Here is a 17720-nt window from a genome sequence, read left to right on the forward strand (position 1 = left end):
AATCGACTAGACTTGTGTTATAATAAGAAAGATTAAAATGTGAAAAAAGGAGATTCCTAATGGGACGTAAATGGGCCAATATCGTAGCCAAGAAAACGGCTAAAGATGGAGCTAACTCTAAAGTATATGCAAAATTTGGTGTAGAAATCTATGTAGCAGCTAAAAAAGGTGAACCAGATCCAGAACTAAATACTGCTTTGAAATTCGTTATCGATCGTGCCAAACAAGCGCAAGTGCCAAAACACGTTATTGATAAGGCTATCGATAAGGCAAAAGGAAACACGGACGAAACCTTTACAGAAGGACGTTACGAAGGCTTTGGACCAAATGGTTCTATGCTCATCGTGGATACCTTGACTTCAAACGTTAACCGTACAGCTGCCAATGTTCGTGCTGCCTTTGGTAAAAACGGTGGAAATATGGGAGCTTCAGGTTCTGTATCATACCTCTTTGACAACAAGGGTGTTATCGTATTTGCAGGTGACGATGCTGATGCTATCTTTGAACTCTTGCTTGAAGCCGATGTTGATGTAGACGATGTAGAAGCAGAAGAAGGAACAATCACTGTTTACACAGCTCCAACTGACCTTCACAAGGCTATCGTTGCTTTGCGTGAGTCTGGTATCGAAGAATTCCAAGTGACTGAACTTGAGATGATTCCTCAGTCTGAAGTGGAATTGTCAGGTGAAGATTTGGAAACCTTTGAAAAACTCTACAGCGTTCTTGAAGACGACGAAGACGTACAAAAAATCTACACCAACGTTGATGGATTCTAAATAGAAAGAAATTCAAAATTTAATTACACTAGACCGCTGGCTTTTGCTGGCGGTTTTTTTGTTTGCAAAAATAAAAGCAGTGACCGAAATCACTGCTTATCAGCTATAGCAAATTCATAAAGTTTTTCTGCTGTGAGAAGTGCCATTTTGTCCATGCTTGTTTTTCCTTTTCTAAGGTCAGAAACAGTAGTCCAAGGAACTCCAGCGCCTTGCGAAATAGCAGATGTAGAAATCGAACTGTCTAATAATTCTTGAATAACTTTTCTCATATTATTTGTCCTTTTTATTTTTTAGATAAATATATACATTGATGGCAATTATAAAAATAGCTATTGCACTAACCATTGCTTTTTCTCTTTTCATTTGATAAAATAGACTTGATTATACCACGGTACACCGGGAAAGTCAGGCGTTTTGGTGAAATTTTTTTAAAAAAATAAGGGGCAAAAAAGGGGCAAAAATGTCGTAAACCTCTGTAAAATGATGTAAAAACAATTATTTTAAAGCTAAAAATATAGAGATTTCACAATACACGGGAACTCGTTGTAAATATATGTAATGGTATTTTTAAAAGCTGTTCGTTTTTTAGTTATTTTAGACTTTTACTCCATCGTCAGTTTGTTCTTTTCTATCCAAGCCTAGAGCAAATTTACGGATGAGAAGAAACTGGCCGTTTTCCTGCTTTGCGAAAGTGAGTACGACTGTCTTGGTATTTGACCCAAGGGAAAGATAGGTGATTTTTTTAATCTCGTAGTCAGCTGAGGTTGACTCGATTTCAGAATCCGGTAGTCCATGCTTGCTGATAATATCTTTGTAGTTGGAGCCACCTTTTCCTCTATTTGTGGTGTCACCTTCTATCAGAGCATCGAATTGCTCCTGGGTCCAAGAAAAGGTATCGGTATCTTCGCTATCTTCTTCGTTCTTATCTTCGTCTGATTTATAATCTGGTAAATTTCCAAATTCCTCATCTTCTGTTATAGAGGTTAGACTACTGTATGGGTGACGAAAGTTTTTAGCTAAATCAGTAAAGACACCAGAAGGTAATACTTGCGTCATTAAAACAAGAAAGATGGATAAAATACCTAGGCTCGTTCCGATGATAGCTAGTGTTTTACGGTTTTTGAGATTAAGGCCGATACCAAAAACTCCTAGAGCTATAGCAACAATAGCGAAGAAAAACGCTAGTATGCTAATGATTGGTAGCCAAGACCCAAGAAGGGCCAGGGTTCCAAAGATGATGGCCAATATTCCTAAGATTTTCTCTTCTTTTTGTTTCATTTGTGATGTTCTCATTTCTAATCAGGGTGTATTCTTATAGGTGTGAGATAGTGTTTATTATAGATAAAATAAGAGCTGATGTCAATTTTTATCAGAATAGTTCTCAAAGAAACTTTTTTTCTTGACATCTTTTCTAAAAATGATAAAATAGTTCTCATAGAAACTTAATAGTTCTCTAGAGAACTATTTTACATTAGAAGGGAGAAAATATGGATAAACCGATGTTGGTCTTTAAACGTTTTGGGCACCAGATACACCTCATGGTTCAAAAGGAAGCCAAGCGTTGTGGGATTGAATTTATGGGTGGCCCGCAAGGGCAGGTCCTCCGTTTTTTAGATCGTCGTGAACATGAACAAGAACTGACGCTGATCAAGGATATTGAACAAGAACTCAAGATTACCAAGTCAGTTGCTAGTAATTTAGTCAAGCGCATGGTGCAAAATGGTTTGGTGGAATTGGAGGCGAGTCCAAGTGATAAACGGGCGAAATTTGTTCATTTGACCGAAAAATCACGCTCTCAGATGAAGCAAGTTAAATCATTCTTTGATCGAATTGACCGTAGTTTACTGGAGGGTATTTCTGAAGAGAAGCTCGCTATTTTTGAAGAAGTTATGGGGCAACTACAGGCTAATGTAGAAAAAATAGGAGGTAATCATGAAGAAACTCGCTAAGCGTATCACAGGAAAAGAGTGGGGCATGATTCTCTTGACAATTCTTTTTACCTGTTTCTCGGTCTATCTCGAGTTAGAAGTACCGACTTATATTTCAGAAATTACTGCATTAATAGGAACACCAGGAACGCAGTTGGATGCACTTTGGTCACCAGCTATTAAGATGATGGGTTTGTCGCTTTTAGCTTTTCTATCATCCGTAACAGTTGGATTCTTCGCTTCTCGGGTTGCGGCATCTTACACAACTCACTTACGAAGTGATATTTTTAATCGTGTTTTGGATTACTCTCAGACAGAGATTAAACGTTTTTCAATCCCCAGCCTTTTAACTCGGACGACTAACGATATCACTCAGATTCAGATGCTCTTTACCATGGGACTTCAGGTGGTCACTCGTGGACCTATCATGGCTATCTGGGCTATTGGGAAAATTCTTGGTAAATCAGAATACTGGCTCTGGGCAGTAGTGGTAGCTGTTATCGTCAATGTCTTGATGACAACTGTTCTCATGACTCTGGCCTTTCCAAAACAATCTGTCATTCAAAAATTGACAGATAAACTCAATAGCATCACCCGTGAAAGCTTGACAGGGATTCGAGTGGTTCGTGCATACAATGCTGAGGATTACCAAGATAAGAAATTTGAAGAAGCTAACGATGAAGTAACTCGTCTTAATCTCTTTGTTAACCGCTTGATGGCCATTATGAATCCCATTATGATGGCAATTTCGAGTGGCTTGAGTTTAGCGATTTACTGGATTGGTGCCTATATTATCAACGATGCTAGCTTGACAGAACGTCTACCACTCTTTAGTGATATGGTGGTCTTCATGTCTTATGCCATGCAGGTCGTAATGGGCTTCTTGCTCATGGGAGCTCTCTTTATCGTCCTTCCTCGTACGATAGTTTCTGCAGGACGTATCAATCAAGTACTAGACCTTTATTCCTCTATTGAGAATCCTAGTGATCCACAGACGGCGAACTCTTCTGTGAACGGTCAAGTGGAATACCGCGATGTAACCTTCCGCTACTCTAAAAACTCAGAAGCAGTTGTGGAACATGTCAGCTTCAAGGCAGAAGCAGGACAAACCATTGCCTTTATCGGGTCAACTGGTTCTGGTAAATCGACGCTTGTGAATCTCTTACCACGTTTTTACGATGTTTCAGATGGAGAAATCCTAGTCGACGGTGTCAATGTGCAAGATTATGACTTGGAAGACTTGCGGAATAAAGTTGGCTATATCCCTCAAAAAGCGGTCCTCTTCTCTGGAGATGTCAAGGGCAATCTCGACTTTGGTAAGAGTCAAGAAACGCCACTAAGTGAGACGGCCATGTGGCAAGCTCTAGAGTTGGCTCAATCTAAAAACTTTATCGAGGATAAGGAAGCAGGTCTAGCTTCAGAAGTGGCTCAAGGTGGGACTAACTTCTCAGGAGGTCAAAGACAACGTTTGGCCATTGCACGCGCCTTGGCTCGTAAGCCTGAAATTCTCATTTTTGATGATTCATTCTCAGCCTTGGACTACAAGACAGACCGTATCTTGCGCCAAGAATTAGCTGAAAAAACAAAAACCATGACCAAGTTGATCGTTGCCCAACGCATCTCAACCATCATGGATGCAGACCTGATCTTAGTCTTGGATCAGGGTAAAGTCGTGGGACAAGGCACCCACAAGGAACTTCTTGCAAGCAATGAAGTTTACCAAGAAATTGCCTACTCACAACTATCGAAGGAGGAATTGGAACATGGAAAATAAGAAAATGTCCTTATGGAAACAGTGTAGACCTTTTCTAGCAGTTCTCCAACTTCCTCTACTAATCGCAGTTGTGGCGGCTGTATGCTCAAGCATCATTACGGTGTATGGACCAACCAAGATCAAAGAAATTACCAACTTAATCTCAGATGGGTTGATGACTGGAATTGACCTAGAGGCTGTGTCAAGTATTGCTAGCTTTTTGGTTATCCTCTATGTGATTGGTATTATCCTTAACTATACACAAGCCTACATTTTTTCAACTAGTATCCAACATTTCTCAAAACGTTTGCGGACAGCTATTGCTGAAAAAATCAATCGCTTGCCTCTTGCTTATTTTGACCGTCATTCTCAAGGGGACACCCTTTCTCGTGTAACCAATGACGTCGATACGGCAGCTCAGTCTCTCAACCAAAGTCTTGGGACAGTTCTTTCAGCTAGCTTTTTACTGATTGCTGTTTTGATTACCATGTTTGGGATGAACTGGATTTTGGCGCTGGTAACCGTTGTTTCAACCCTTGTTGGATTTGCGGCGGTTTCAGTGATTATGGCTAAATCTCAAGGCTATTTTAAAGCTCAACAAAATAACCTAGCAGCTGTAAATGGCTATGTGGAAGAAATGTACTCTGGCCACAATGTGGTGACCAGCTATAATGCTGTGGAACCAACAAAAGAAACATTTGCAGGCTTGAATCAGAATCTACATGATAGCATCTGGAAATCTCAGTTTATCTCTGGAATTATGATGCCTGCCATGATCTTTGTAGGCAACTTTAGTTATGTTCTAGTCATTATCGTCGGCGCTGCCTTGGCTCTTGAAGGGCATATCAGTATCGGGATTATCGTAGCCTTCATGGTTTACGTTCGGACTTTCTCTCAACCCTTATCACAGATTGCTCAAGGGATTACGAGCTTGCAACAAGCTAGTGCAGCTATGACTCGTGTCTTTGAGTTTCTAGGTGAAGCTGAAATGGAAGACGAATCTCATAAGGAAAGACAATTGACCAACATGAAGGGTGAGGTAATCTTTGATCGCGTTTCATTTGGCTACACACCTGAGCGGACCATCATCCACGACTTTTCTGCGACAGCACATGCAGGGCATAAGATCGCTATTGTTGGACCAACTGGAGCTGGAAAGACAACCATTGTTAACCTCTTGATGAAATTCTATGAGATTGATAAGGGAAGTATTCGGATTGATGGTGTGGATACCAAGACTATGAAACGTTCAGAAGTACACGATGCCTTTTCGATGGTCTTGCAGGATACCTGGCTCTTTGAAGGAACCATTCGTGACAATCTCATCTACAATCAAACGGGGATCAGTGATGAGCGCGTGATTGAAGCTGCCAAAGCAGTAGGAATCCATCACTTTATCACAACCTTACCTGACGGATACGATACAGTCTTGGATGATACTGTAACTCTTTCAGTAGGACAAAAACAGCTCTTGACCATTGCTCGTGCCCTGCTCAAGGATGCTCCGCTCTTGATTCTAGACGAGGCGACATCCTCAGTAGACACGCGTACAGAGGAGTTGATTCAAAAGGCTATGGACCGTTTGATGGAGGGGCGCACATCCTTTGTCATCGCCCATCGCTTGTCAACGATCCGTAATGCTGACTTAATCCTAGTCATGAAAGATGGAAATATCATCGAACAAGGAAATCATGAAGAACTCATGGCTCAAGGTGGTTTCTATGCAGACCTCTACAATAGTCAATTCACAGAAGGCGAAGTAGAAGAATAAACTAAAAGAAGGCTTGACGGCCTTCTTTTTCTGCACTATACTAGAGTAGGAGATGCTAGCAGACTCGTTCTGTCAGGCTTCTTGTGTAAAATCTAGAAACAACGAGAAAACAGATGAAAAACTATCAAGAGTGGTACGAGAAGAGGAAATCAAATCTTCTTCGACATCCACAATTATTGCAATTGATGCGAGTCTTTAATCGCATGATGACAGTTCTGATGCCCTTAGCTTACTTGACCTTGTTGGGAACAAACTTTGTAAGTAACGGGGTTGGGAAAGAACTTTCTGCCTATATCTTAGTTCCAGCTTTAGGCTTTGTCCTATTAACGCTAGTTCGTAAGTGGATCAATCAACCCCGTCCCTATGAAACTTGGGGAATTGTCCCACTATTAGACAAGGACAGTTCTGGGAATTCAATGCCTAGTCGCCATGTCTTTTCAGCGACCATTATCTCCATGGCCTGCTTACATGCGAATCTGCCTGTGGGATTGATTTTATTGGTCTTGTCAGCTTTTCTCGGTCTTGTGCGAGTCTTGGGTGGTGTTCATTATCCTAAGGATGTTCTAGTTGGCTACGCCTGTGGCCTCCTCTGGGGAATTCTTTTCTTTATGTTCTAAAAAGTTAAGCAAGTGGGCTTGGCCTCGTAACCACTTACGGGGCAAAAATGACCACTTGCTTTTTTGCCCTTGTAAAGTCTTTTAGGCTTTGGTATAGTAGATGCAGAAAGGAGATAGGATGAAGTTACGAATCGAGATTGATAGTGAATTAACTGAGACAGAGATTGTCATCAAGGCTGCAGCCCTGACAGATGAGATAGCTGACTTGCAACGACTCTTGCAAGAAACCAAGGCTCCTAGGCTAATTTTTTACAAGGGGACGGGTGAGTACTACTTAGACTTGGCAGAAATTCTCTTTTTTGAGACAGAAGGTAGCAAGATTTACGCCCACACCCAGAAAGAGGCCTACGAGGTGAGACTCAAGCTCTATGAACTAGAGTCCATCCTGCCACGTTATTTCAGTAGGGTTTCCAAGTCGACCATTGCCAATATCCGTCAGGTCTACTCGGTGGACAAGTCCTTCTCAGGGACAGGCACTATTTCCTTTTATCAAACCCACAAGGAGGTTCACGTGTCACGGCACTACCAATCCCTCCTAAAAGAAAATCTAAGAAACATGAGGTAAGAACATGAAAAAGAAAGCATTTGGTATTGTGTTGCTAGTATTGGCAGCTTTAGTATTATTACAGGGGAATTTTGGAATCCCTTCACTTGAAGGGAAAATTTGGCCTTTGATCGGTATTGGATTTTTTGCCTATCAATCAGTTGAGGCAATCCTTCGTCGTCATTTCACTTCAGCCTCCTTTACAGCCCTAGTGGCCCTCATGATTGCTAATCATTTTTATGACATTTTACCGCTTCCCAATCAATCATTGTTCTGGGCAAGTGTTCTCATCGTGCTTGGAGTAAGTATGCTGACTAATTCGAACAAAACATGGGACAGTAAAAAATGGTGGTATGACGCTGAAAAGACTATTCTGACAGAGAAGGAAGTTACCTTTGGTAGTGGAACCTTTTACAAACAGGACCAAGATTTGGTAGAAGACCAGTTTGAAGTTAGCTGTGGGAATGCCAAGATCTATTATGACAATGCAGAGATGTTAGGCGATAGTGCAACCTTGAAGGTAGAAGTCAACTTAGGAAATGCAGTTATCTATGTGCCCCAACACTGGCGAGTAGATCTGAAGGTGGAGACTTCTTGTGGAGTAGCCAAGGCAGATGCTCCGGTAGCTCCTACAAGTAAGACCCTGATTGTCCGTGGAGAGGTGGCTTTTGGTAAATTAGAAGTTGTCTACGTCAAATAAAAAAATCTTCCAATTCCCTTGCCAAAATGGAGAAAGTGTGATAACATAGTACGGTATGTGGTGCTAGCACATCCGCTATATTAGATCTAATAGGAGGAAAACACAATGGCTAAAGTATGTTACTTTACAGGTCGTAAGACTGTATCAGGAAACAACCGTTCACACGCGATGAACCAAACTAAACGTGCCGTAAAACCAAACCTTCAAAAAGTTACTGTTCTTATCGATGGTAAACCTAAAAAAGTTTGGGCTTCAGCTCGTGCTTTGAAATCAGGAAAAGTAGAACGCGTTTAATAAATATGAAAAGACCTAAGGGGTCTTTTTTCTTTTACTCGAAAGCTGAAATCATTTGAAAAATCAAGTAAATATCCGCCGATACATCATTCTGCTTTTACAGTTGGGCTGAAATATGATAAAATAGAGTATCAACTATTTGAGGTAAAAAAAATGACTGTAAAAATTAATACAAAAGATGGTCAAGTCGAACTGACAGATGATGTGATCGCTACTGTTGTAGGTGGTGCAGCAACTGAAATTTTTGGTGTAGTCGGTATGGCTAGTAAAAATGCCCTCAAAGATAATTTCCAAGCCCTTCTTGGTAAGGAAAATTATTCAAAAGGTGTAGTCGTTAAAGCAGCTGAAGACGGTAGTATTGCAGTTGATGTATATACTGTATTGAGCTACGGTACAAAAATCAGTGAAGTTTCAAAAAACATCCAAGAACGTGTTCGCTTTAGCTTAAAGAACCAACTTGGGATCACTGCTCAAACTGTGAATGTCTACATTCAAAATATCAAAGTTGTAGGAGAATAATCGTGTCAAACATTACTACAAGCTTATTTCAAGAAATGGTACAGGCTGCTTCAACTCGTTTGAACAAGCAAGCCGAATATGTCAATTCATTGAACGTCTTCCCAGTTCCAGACGGAGATACAGGAACAAATATGGGAATGACGATCGAAAATGGTGCTAAAGAAGTAGCAGACAAACCAGCTTCAACTGTTGGTGAGGCTGCAAGCATCTTGGCTAAAGGTCTTTTGATGGGTGCGCGTGGAAACTCTGGAGTTATCACTTCTCAGCTTTTCCGTGGATTTTCACAAGCGATCAAGACAAAAGAAGAGCTAACAGGGAAAGACCTAGCTCTTGCCTTCCAATCAGGTGTTGAGGTTGCCTACAAGGCTGTTATGAAGCCAGTTGAAGGAACAATCTTGACGGTATCACGTGGAGCTGCTATCGGTGCTAAGAAAAAAGCTGAGCAGACAGATGACGCAGTTGAAGTTATGCGTGCAGCCTTGGAAGGAGCTAAAGCAGCCCTTGCTAAAACTCCGGATATGCTTCCAGTTTTGAAGGAAGTTGGCGTTGTGGACTCAGGTGGTCAAGGTTTGGTCTTCATCTATGAAGGTTTCCTTTCAGCTCTTACTGGTGAATACAGCGCGTCTGAAGACTTTGTAGCAACTCCAGCTAATATGGGTGAGATGATCAATGCAGAACACCATAAATCTGTAGCTGGACATGTGGCAACAGAAGACATTACCTTTGGTTACTGTACTGAAATCATGGTTGCCCTCAAGCAAGGTCCAACTTATGCTAAAGAGTTTGACTACGAAGAATTCCGTAACTACTTGAACGAACTTGGAGATTCATTGCTTGTTGTCAATGATGATGAAATCGTTAAAGTTCACGTTCATACTGAAGATCCAGGACTTGTGATGCAAGAAGGTCTCAAATATGGTAGCTTGGTCAAGGTTAAAGTCGATAACATGCGTAACCAACACGAAGCGCAAGTAGAAAAAGAAGCTCAAGTCATCAAACCAGCTGAAGAAAAAGAGTACGCCCTTATCGCAGTAGTAGCTGGACAAGGCTTGGCAGATATCTTCCGTGCTCAAGGTGTGGACTATGTCATCGAGGGTGGACAAACCATGAACCCTTCTACAGAAGACTTTGTCAAGGCCGTTGAGAAAGTCAACGCTCGTAACATCATCTTCTTGCCAAACAACAAAAATATCTTCATGGCAGCTCAATCTGCAGCTGAAGTATTGGAACAACCAGCTGTTGTAGTAGAAGCTCGTACAATTCCTCAAGGATTGACTAGCCTTCTAGCATTTGACCCAAGCAAGTCTATCGGAGAAAACCAAGAACGCATGACTGCAGCCCTTGGAGACGTTGTCAGCGGTAGTGTAACAACAGCTGTTCGTGACACGACTATCGATGGTCTAGAAATTCATGAAAATGACAATCTTGGTATGGTGGATGGTAAGATTCTCGTATCAAATCCTGATATGCACCAAACCTTGACTGAAACCTTGAAACACATGTTGGACGAAGACAGTGAAATCGTGACTTTCTATATCGGTGAAGACGGAAGCGAAGAATTGGCTAACCAAATTGCCCAAGAAATCGCAGAAGAATTCGAAGATGTCGAAGTAGAAATCCACCAGGGTCAACAACCAGTTTACCCATATCTTTTCAGTGTGGAATAAAGATTAAATAATAGAAAAAAAGAAAGTTGAGAAATCAACTTTCTTTTTTTGTGACATTTGTCATATTTCCTCATGACAGAAGCTTCTAGTGACACACGCTTCAAAGAGATATACTAGATGTATCAAATGGAGGAAGAAAAAATGAAACATAAAGTAATTGTCGCAATGAGTTTAGTAGCAGCAGGAGTCATGACTTATCTCATGTTTTCTGGGTTGGATGAAGGCTTCTATCATTTTCCTTGGGAGTTATTTGCAGGTTTTGGAATGATGTCTTGGTTGATCCGAGAAGGTTTGAAATTGGTCTTAGATGTGAAAAAGGAGTTTGAAAAATGAAAAAAGTGATTCTCTATCTTTTTATTGGACTGTCACTAGTGGTATGGTTGGTAGAAATGTTTACAGGTTGGTTTGATCAAGCCTTCCTTCACCAATTCATCCGTGGTGCCTGGGGATTAGGATTTATGATTTTTATCGCCTTTCCGATGGGTAAGGAGTGGGTTAAAGGAGAATATCATGAACATGATTAAGGTTCAAGGCTTAGATAAAAACATCAAGGGAAAGGCTATTTTGAAGGATATTTCCTTTGAGGTAGCTGAAGGTGAATGCGTCGCCTTGATTGGGCCCAATGGTGCTGGAAAGACAACACTCTTGGACTGTTTGCTTGGAGATAAACTGGTCACAAGCGGTCAAGTATCCATCCAAGGCTTACCAGTGACGAGTTCTCAGTTAGACTATATTAGAGGCTACCTGCCTCAAGAAAATGTCATCGTTCAGAAATTAAAGGTAAAGGAGTTGATTGCTTTCTTTCAAAGCATTTATCCAAATCCCTTGAGCAACCAAGAAATCGATCAATTATTGCAGTTTGGCCAGCAACAAAAAGAGCAATTCGCAGAAAAATTGTCAGGCGGGCAAAAGCGTCTCTTCTCTTTTGTCTTGACCTTGATTGGCCGACCAAAGCTTGTCTTTTTAGATGAACCGACTGCTGCCATGGATACCTCAACTCGTCAACGTTTTTGGGAAATTGTCCAGGATCTAAAAGCGCAGGGTGTCACCATTCTCTATTCCTCCCATTATATCGAAGAGGTAGAGCATACGGCTGACCGGATTCTGGTCTTAAATAAGGGAGAGTTGATTCGTGATACGACGCCTCTAGCCATGCGCAGTGAGGAGATTGAAAAGCATTTTATTCTTCCTTTGGCTTACAAGGAAGTCGTTGAGCAGTCTAACTTGGTTGAAAACTGGTCACAAAAACAAGATGCTCTGCAAGTAGTCACACGAGAGGCAAATGCTTTCTGGCAACTGTTAGTCCAAGCAGGATGTAGTATACAAGAAATTGAAGTTAATAACCGTAGTTTGATGGATACAATCTTTGAAGAAACACAAAAGGGAGATGACTAAGATGAAACGATGGATCGCATTAAATAAGATAGAATTCCTATTAACCAAACGGCAACTAGTCTATTATCTATTATCCGTAGGGATGCCGACAGCCTTCTATTTATTCTTTTCAGGTATGTACCAGGACACACCTGGTGGACCAGCTAATTTTATGCGCGACTACCTCATCTCCATGACAGCCTTTTCCATGATGTCGACCGCTATCTTTTCATTTCCAGTTGTTTTACATACCGACAAGATCAACAACTGGCAGAAAATATTACGTCATAGCCCTGTAAATATGGTAGAATATTATCTATCAAAGATAACAAGTATGATGGTTGATTATTTGGTCTCAATTCTGGTTGTTTTCTCAGTTGGGCATTTTGTAAGAGGTGTGGATATGTCTCTTGGAAACTGGATTGGGGCTGCGTTCTTGCTGATAGTAGGAAGTGTTGCCTTTGTAGCACTTGGCTTAACCCTGACTCTCTTGCCGTCCAGTCAGCTGATGTCTGTCGTGGGCAATCTTCTTTACTTTGGCTTGGCTGTTTTAGGCGGACTCTGGATGCCCGTCTCTTTATTTCCAGACTGGATGCAAGCAATCGGGAAGCGACTACCAAGCTATCAGTTGATGGAATTGATCAAGACCTTCTTAAATGAGGGTGGCATCAATCTATCAGCCACAATTTATCTACTTGTTTTTTCAGCTGTTTTGTTTGGTTTGACCATTTACCTTCAAGGTCATAAGGAGAATGCTTAATGCTTGAAAGACTGAAAAGCATACACTATATGTTTTGGGCCAGTTTAATTTTTATGATTTTCCCCATCCTACCTGTAGTGACTGGGTGGCTTTCTGCCTGGCATTTATTGATTGATATTCTATTTGTAGTGGCGTATTTGGGTGTTTTAACAACTAAGAGCCAGCGCCTATCTTGGCTATATTGGGGCCTCATGCTGACTTATGTAGTTGGGAATACTGCCTTTGTTGCTGTTAATTATATCTGGTTTTTCTTTTACCTTTCTAATCTCTTAATTTATCATTTCAGGGTGCGGAGTCTACGTTCTCTTCATGTCTGGACTTTTCTCCTTGCTCAAGTTCTTGTTGTTGGACAACTCATGATGTTTCAGTCAGTCGAAACTGAGGCTGTAGCCTTTGAGCTTGGGATTCTTACTTTTGTCGATTTGATGACATTGGGTTTGGTTCGGATTCGCATTGTCGAGGATTTGAAAGAAGCTCAGGCCAAGCAAAATGCTCAGATAAATTTATTGCTTGCTGAAAATGAACGCAGTCGTATCGGTCAGGATTTGCATGATAGTCTGGGGCATACCTTTGCTATGCTGAGTGTCAAGACAGATCTGGCCTTGCAGTTATTTCAGATGCAGGCCTATCCACAGGTGGAGAAGGAATTAAAAGAAATTCACCAGATCAGCAAGGATTCCATGAATGAAGTACGAACCATTGTAGAAAATCTGAAATCACGGACCCTAGCATCAGAGCTTGAGACTGTCAAAAAGATGCTGGAGATTGCTGGAATTGAAGTTGAGGTTGATAATCAGTTGGACAAGGCTAGCCTGACTCAGGATATAGAGTCGACAGCCGCTATGATTTTGTTAGAACTGGCGACCAATATCATCAAGCATGCCAGCGCTGAAAAAGCCTATCTAAAACTGGAACGCACAGACCAGGAATTGCTATTGACAGTTAGAGATGATGGGAAAGGTTTTGCAACTGTAAAAGGGAATGAACTCCATACAGTCCGTGACCGTGCAGCAGCCTTCTCAGGTCAAGTAGAGCTGGTCAGTTTGAAAGATCCCACAGAAGTGCGCGTGCATCTGCCTTATAAGGAGAGAAAGTAGATGAAAGTATTAGTCGCAGAAGATCAAAGTATGCTTAGAGATGCCATGTGTCAACTCTTGAGCTTTCAACCAGATGTGGAGGCTGTCTTGCAGGCAAAAAATGGAGCCGAGGCTATCGAGGTTTTGGGGAAAGAAGCGGTAGATATTGCCATCCTTGACGTCGAAATGCCAGTCAAGACGGGACTAGAAGCACTCGAGTGGATTAAACAAGAAGTGCCTGAAACCAAGGTGGTTATCGTTACGACCTTTAAACGCCCAGGTTATTTTGAACGAGCGGTCAAAGCAGGAGTAGACGCCTATGTCTTGAAAGAACGGAGCATCGCCGAGCTCATGCAAACCCTGCATACGGTGCTAGAGGGGCGAAAGGAGTATTCTCCAGAACTCATGGAAGTCATGATGACCCATCCCAACCCCTTGACCGAGCAGGAAGTGGCCGTTCTACATGGAGTAGCCCAAGGCCTGTCTAACCAAGAAATTGCGGACCAGCTCTACCTCTCAAACGGCACGGTCCGTAATTACATGACCAATATCCTCTCCAAACTAGGTGCAAGCAACCGAACCGAAGCAGCCAAAACTGCCGAAGAAGAAGGCTGGTTGTGAGGGGAGAAGTAAGAAAAAATTATCGGAGATAACTTATGTCAAAAAAAATAATAAATGTTGTTGCAGCAGCCATAGAACGAGATGGTAAAATATTTTGTGCACAAAGACCCGAAGGAAAAAGTTTGGGAGGTTTTTGGGAATTTCCAGGTGGGAAATTAGAAATAGGAGAATCTCCTGAACAAGCTTTAGTCCGTGAAATTAAAGAAGAGCTAAATTCTGAAATTGAGATTGTTTCTTACATCAATGAAGCTTCATATGATTATGATTTTGGGACAGTTGTCATGAAGACCTATCATGCAAAGCTAATATCAGGGAATCTAGAGTTGCTTGAACATCAAAATTCAACTTGGTTAGCTCCTAATGAACTAGATACTCTCAATTGGGCTCCAGTTGACCGTCCAGCTGTAGAGCACTTAACAAAAAAATAAGAGATTATTCTCTTATTTTTTTGTTAAATAATCATAAAGTGTGGAAGAAACCTCATTGGCTAATTCAAAATTCATTGTAACTACAGGAGTTTTTCCATCCTGCATCCTAGTTTCAATAGCGCTATCTTCCAAATAACTAACTGGGCCTAGATAATAGAAATCACTTCCTTCACCGTCTTCTTTTTTTACAAAGAGATGAAGAGCCAAGCCAGTTTGATTAGATTGCATAATCTCAGCAACTTCTTTAGACTTAAAGCTTCTATTGCTACGAGAATACCAGTGAAAGACTTTGTTGGATAAGAATCCATCTTGATACTGAGTTGTTTCTGTAATATCACCATCTTTATGATAAGTGACAAAGATAGGACACGTTCCATGTTTAACCTTGTATCCATACACAGTAGAGCTCTCATCCTTGTCCCAATTGAGAAGTCGCACAGCGTCTTTTCGAGAGTATTTTTCACCTACTGTCAATGGTTCCTGCGGATATTTTTGAGAGCGCTCCAGACCCGTTTGAATGATGTCTAAAATAAATTTTTTGTATTCTTCTGTTAGAAATTGAGTAAAACCTCTTGATAGTTTATAAGTGTTATCTTCAATATTTAAGGCTGACAAACCATACTTTTCTTGATCTCTTTTAACGAAAAAGTTATAGTTCAAACAGTTTTCGATAGATTTAAATAACTGTTCAGAGGTTCCTAATTGCTTTATTATTAGGATTTGTTTAAATTCAGACCGGTGAATTTCCCCTTTTTCTAGTAATATTTTTAAAAGATGGAGTTCTTCTTTTCGTTTACCATTGGATAGTTCTTTGCAGAGGAAAGTCAGAAAACCATTTAATTCAGGAATTTTAATGAAGCGATTATCTTTTTCAAAGGAAGCAATAACCTCTCCATAATGATTAAAAGTATCAAAGAAAACGTAGGGATCTAGACTATCTAGTTTCCAAAAATCACTGAGATTTGGAGTACGTCCCAAGCGATTCTTCGTTTCCATATAGGCTTCTTTTAGGATAGCTCGATTGGAAAGATTTGTATTGGAAATAGACTTAAAGATTTGTTCTTTAGCAACTTCTTCAAAATTGATAGTTGTTAGGCCATTTAAGATATTGGGTTCTCTTAGCTCTCTTCGGTAATTATCTTTATTCATTGATTTATCACCAAATAAAGCGATTGGAATTAGATAGTTATTCTTATAATTACCAATAAAATCAATGATCGTGACATATTCTTTACTCTCATGTTTACGAAGACCACGTCCCAGTTGTTGAACAAAAACAATACTAGACTGAGTATTTCTTAACATGACTACCTGGTTGACAGAAGGAATATCAATCCCTTCGTTAAAAATATCCACTGTTAAAATGTAGTCTAGCTCCCCCTTTTCGAGTTGAGAAACTACCTTATTTCTTGTTTCAATATTATCATCGCCTGTCAATGCTCGACAAGCTTTCCCATGCTGATTCAATTTTAAAGATAGCTCATGTGCTTCCTGTTTTGAGGAACAAAATATCAAACCTTTTACTTTTTCTCCACTGACACCATAAAAATCAATCTTTTGCAGAATATGTTTAACTCGTTCGTTAGATGTTAAGTTTGATATATTTGTCTTTTCATCGATTAGATGTCCATCTATCTCTATATCTTTTACCCCAAAATAAATAAATGGACAAAGCATATTATTATCAAGAGCATCCTGCAGACGAATTTCATAGGCTATATTGTAGTCAAATAATTCATAAATATTTTGTCCATCCGTCCGTTCTGGAGTGGCCGTCATTCCTAAGAAGAATTCTGGATTGAAATGCGCCATCACTTTTTTGTATGAATCAGCTCCAGCTTTATGAACCTCATCAATTAAAATATAGTCAAAATAATCTTCTGAAAATAGATTTAAATGAGAATCACGGGATAATGTTTGAATCGTCGCAAAAATATACTTCTTATTTGTCAAATCTGCTCCAGAATGATAAATCAAACCTTCTGATTCTGGGAACTGTAAAACCTTTTGAAAATCCTTTAAAGACTTTTGGAGAATTTGCTCCCTATGAACGATAAATAGCATTCTTTTTGGTTCAAATTGTTGAACATCAAAAGCTGATAAATACGTTTTCCCTGTCCCTGTAGCACTGATAACTAAAGCTTTCTTTTTCCCTAAATCGCGAATAGCCTGCAGACCTTTCAATGCTTCTTTTTGCATCTTGTTGGGTTCAATGCTTGATACTTGATATTCTGCTATTTCCTCTTCTCGAATCTGGTCCACTCGAATTGTTTTCTTACGCTTTCTAGCGTAAGAATCAATCTTCTCTACTGTTAAAATATCGGATTTTTCCCAAATTTTTTCGAATTCTTTTTTAGTAGCTTGGATTAACTCCCCGTTGTGAGTTGAAGTTAATTTTATATTCCATTCGTAATTAATCTTCAATGCATTATGAGTTAAATTTGAACTTCCAGAAATAAGAACTTGTTTCCCCTCATGTTCAAAAAGATAAAATTTAGCATGCATCTGTAGATCCTCTGGAGTAAGCCGAACTTCAACATTTTTTAACTTGAGTAATTCTTGCATGGCAACTGGATCATTAAAATCAAGATAAGGAGATATAAGAATTTTACCTTTTATTCCTTTATCCATTAAATCGGATAATTGGGATTTTATCAGAGCAATCCCTGATTGGGTAATAAATGCTACAGAAATATAAAAGGCCTGGCATTTAGATAATTCTTCTTGAATATCCTTTAATACATAGCGCTTTGATTCTGGATCATTGATTAATATTTGAGGAGAGTATCCTCCTTCTTGAAATTTAACATTATCAATAAAACCAAACTTTAAAGATTTGATCAAGGTATCTTGAAATAATGCAACACCTTCTGGCATAGACCTTCTCTTTTC

General features: G+C 40.1%; 20 protein-coding genes. 17 read left to right on the forward strand and 3 right to left on the reverse strand.

Translation table 11 applies throughout. The features are described from left to right. Positions 1-59 precede the first annotated feature (59 nt). The gene (locus tag ACVC7R_RS04250) at positions 60-776 is read left to right on the forward strand and encodes a YebC/PmpR family DNA-binding transcriptional regulator (protein ID WP_006146163.1); all 717 of its coding nucleotides are present in this window, start codon (positions 60-62) and stop codon (positions 774-776) included. Between the two features lie 89 nt (positions 777-865). On the opposite strand, the gene ACVC7R_RS04255 is transcribed toward ACVC7R_RS04250, so the two are convergent. Then, entirely contained in the window at positions 866-1045 is a 180-nt protein-coding gene (locus tag ACVC7R_RS04255) for a hypothetical protein (protein WP_447263684.1), read from the reverse strand. Positions 1046-1370: 325 nt separating this feature from the next. Continuing rightward, positions 1371-2054: a hypothetical protein gene (locus tag ACVC7R_RS04260; protein ID WP_447263685.1), complete on the reverse strand. Its 684-nt coding sequence runs from the start codon at positions 2052-2054 to the stop codon at positions 1371-1373. 209 nt (positions 2055-2263) lie between these two features. Between ACVC7R_RS04260 and ACVC7R_RS04265 the strand changes: the two genes are divergently transcribed. The 16 genes from ACVC7R_RS04265 (at position 2264) to ACVC7R_RS04340 (ending at position 14828) form a co-directional block, all read left to right on the forward strand. Next, positions 2264-2725 (forward strand): MarR family winged helix-turn-helix transcriptional regulator, encoded by a 462-nt coding sequence (locus ACVC7R_RS04265; protein ID WP_447263686.1) that lies wholly within the window; start codon positions 2264-2266, stop codon positions 2723-2725. Next, positions 2709-4478, forward strand: coding sequence for an ABC transporter ATP-binding protein (locus ACVC7R_RS04270; protein WP_447263687.1), 1770 nt, complete (start codon positions 2709-2711; stop codon positions 4476-4478). Before ACVC7R_RS04265 ends, ACVC7R_RS04270 begins: the two co-directional genes overlap by 17 nt. Further along, positions 4468-6228, forward strand: a complete 1761-nt coding sequence (locus ACVC7R_RS04275) for an ABC transporter ATP-binding protein (RefSeq protein WP_447263688.1) — start codon at positions 4468-4470, stop codon at positions 6226-6228. Before ACVC7R_RS04270 ends, ACVC7R_RS04275 begins: the two co-directional genes overlap by 11 nt. 113 nt (positions 6229-6341) lie before the next feature. Continuing rightward, complete coding sequence (locus ACVC7R_RS04280; RefSeq protein ID WP_447263689.1) at positions 6342-6845, forward strand: phosphatase PAP2 family protein; 504 nt, start codon at positions 6342-6344, stop codon at positions 6843-6845. Between the two features lie 118 nt (positions 6846-6963). Further along, complete coding sequence (locus ACVC7R_RS04285; RefSeq protein WP_004250544.1) at positions 6964-7410, forward strand: LytTR family DNA-binding domain-containing protein; 447 nt, start codon at positions 6964-6966, stop codon at positions 7408-7410. A gap of 4 nt (positions 7411-7414) precedes the next feature. Beyond that, positions 7415-8089 carry a LiaF transmembrane domain-containing protein gene (locus ACVC7R_RS04290; RefSeq protein WP_447263690.1) on the forward strand — a complete coding sequence of 225 codons (675 nt, stop codon included), beginning with the start codon at positions 7415-7417 and terminating at the stop codon, positions 8087-8089. 105 nt (positions 8090-8194) lie between these two features. Next, positions 8195-8383 carry a 50S ribosomal protein L28 gene (rpmB, locus tag ACVC7R_RS04295; protein ID WP_001140948.1) on the forward strand — a complete coding sequence of 63 codons (189 nt, stop codon included), beginning with the start codon at positions 8195-8197 and terminating at the stop codon, positions 8381-8383. A gap of 153 nt (positions 8384-8536) precedes the next feature. Next, positions 8537-8902 (forward strand): Asp23/Gls24 family envelope stress response protein, encoded by a 366-nt coding sequence (locus tag ACVC7R_RS04300; RefSeq protein ID WP_447263691.1) that lies wholly within the window; start codon positions 8537-8539, stop codon positions 8900-8902. A 2-nt stretch (positions 8903-8904) separates the two neighbouring features. Beyond that, the gene (locus ACVC7R_RS04305; protein ID WP_447263692.1) at positions 8905-10569 is read left to right on the forward strand and encodes a DAK2 domain-containing protein; all 1665 of its coding nucleotides are present in this window, start codon (positions 8905-8907) and stop codon (positions 10567-10569) included. Between the two features lie 126 nt (positions 10570-10695). Then, positions 10696-10902, forward strand: a complete 207-nt coding sequence (locus ACVC7R_RS04310) for a hypothetical protein (RefSeq protein WP_447263693.1) — start codon at positions 10696-10698, stop codon at positions 10900-10902. Beyond that, positions 10899-11093, forward strand: coding sequence for a hypothetical protein (locus ACVC7R_RS04315; protein WP_447263694.1), 195 nt, complete (start codon positions 10899-10901; stop codon positions 11091-11093). The genes ACVC7R_RS04310 and ACVC7R_RS04315 overlap by 4 nt, the downstream gene beginning before the upstream one ends. Beyond that, entirely contained in the window at positions 11080-11964 is an 885-nt protein-coding gene (locus ACVC7R_RS04320) for an ABC transporter ATP-binding protein (RefSeq protein ID WP_447263695.1), read from the forward strand. The genes ACVC7R_RS04315 and ACVC7R_RS04320 overlap by 14 nt, the downstream gene beginning before the upstream one ends. Before the next feature lies 1 nt (position 11965). After that, positions 11966-12703 (forward strand): ABC transporter permease, encoded by a 738-nt coding sequence (locus tag ACVC7R_RS04325; RefSeq protein ID WP_447263696.1) that lies wholly within the window; start codon positions 11966-11968, stop codon positions 12701-12703. Beyond that, a complete protein-coding gene (locus ACVC7R_RS04330; protein WP_447263697.1) occupies positions 12703-13800 on the forward strand; it encodes a sensor histidine kinase in 1098 nt (365 codons plus the stop codon). The genes ACVC7R_RS04325 and ACVC7R_RS04330 overlap by 1 nt, the downstream gene beginning before the upstream one ends. Beyond that, positions 13801-14400 (forward strand): response regulator, encoded by a 600-nt coding sequence (locus ACVC7R_RS04335; protein WP_447263698.1) that lies wholly within the window; start codon positions 13801-13803, stop codon positions 14398-14400. Positions 14401-14435: 35 nt separating this feature from the next. Beyond that, positions 14436-14828 (forward strand): (deoxy)nucleoside triphosphate pyrophosphohydrolase, encoded by a 393-nt coding sequence (locus ACVC7R_RS04340; RefSeq protein WP_447263699.1) that lies wholly within the window; start codon positions 14436-14438, stop codon positions 14826-14828. 12 nt (positions 14829-14840) lie between these two features. Here ACVC7R_RS04340 and ACVC7R_RS04345 read toward each other — a convergent pair whose 3' ends face one another. Further along, the gene (locus ACVC7R_RS04345) at positions 14841-17705 is read right to left on the reverse strand and encodes a DUF3427 domain-containing protein (protein ID WP_447263700.1); all 2865 of its coding nucleotides are present in this window, start codon (positions 17703-17705) and stop codon (positions 14841-14843) included. Positions 17706-17720: the final 15 nt, after the last annotated feature.

It is taken from the genome of Streptococcus sp. Z554, from assembly GCF_053010305.1.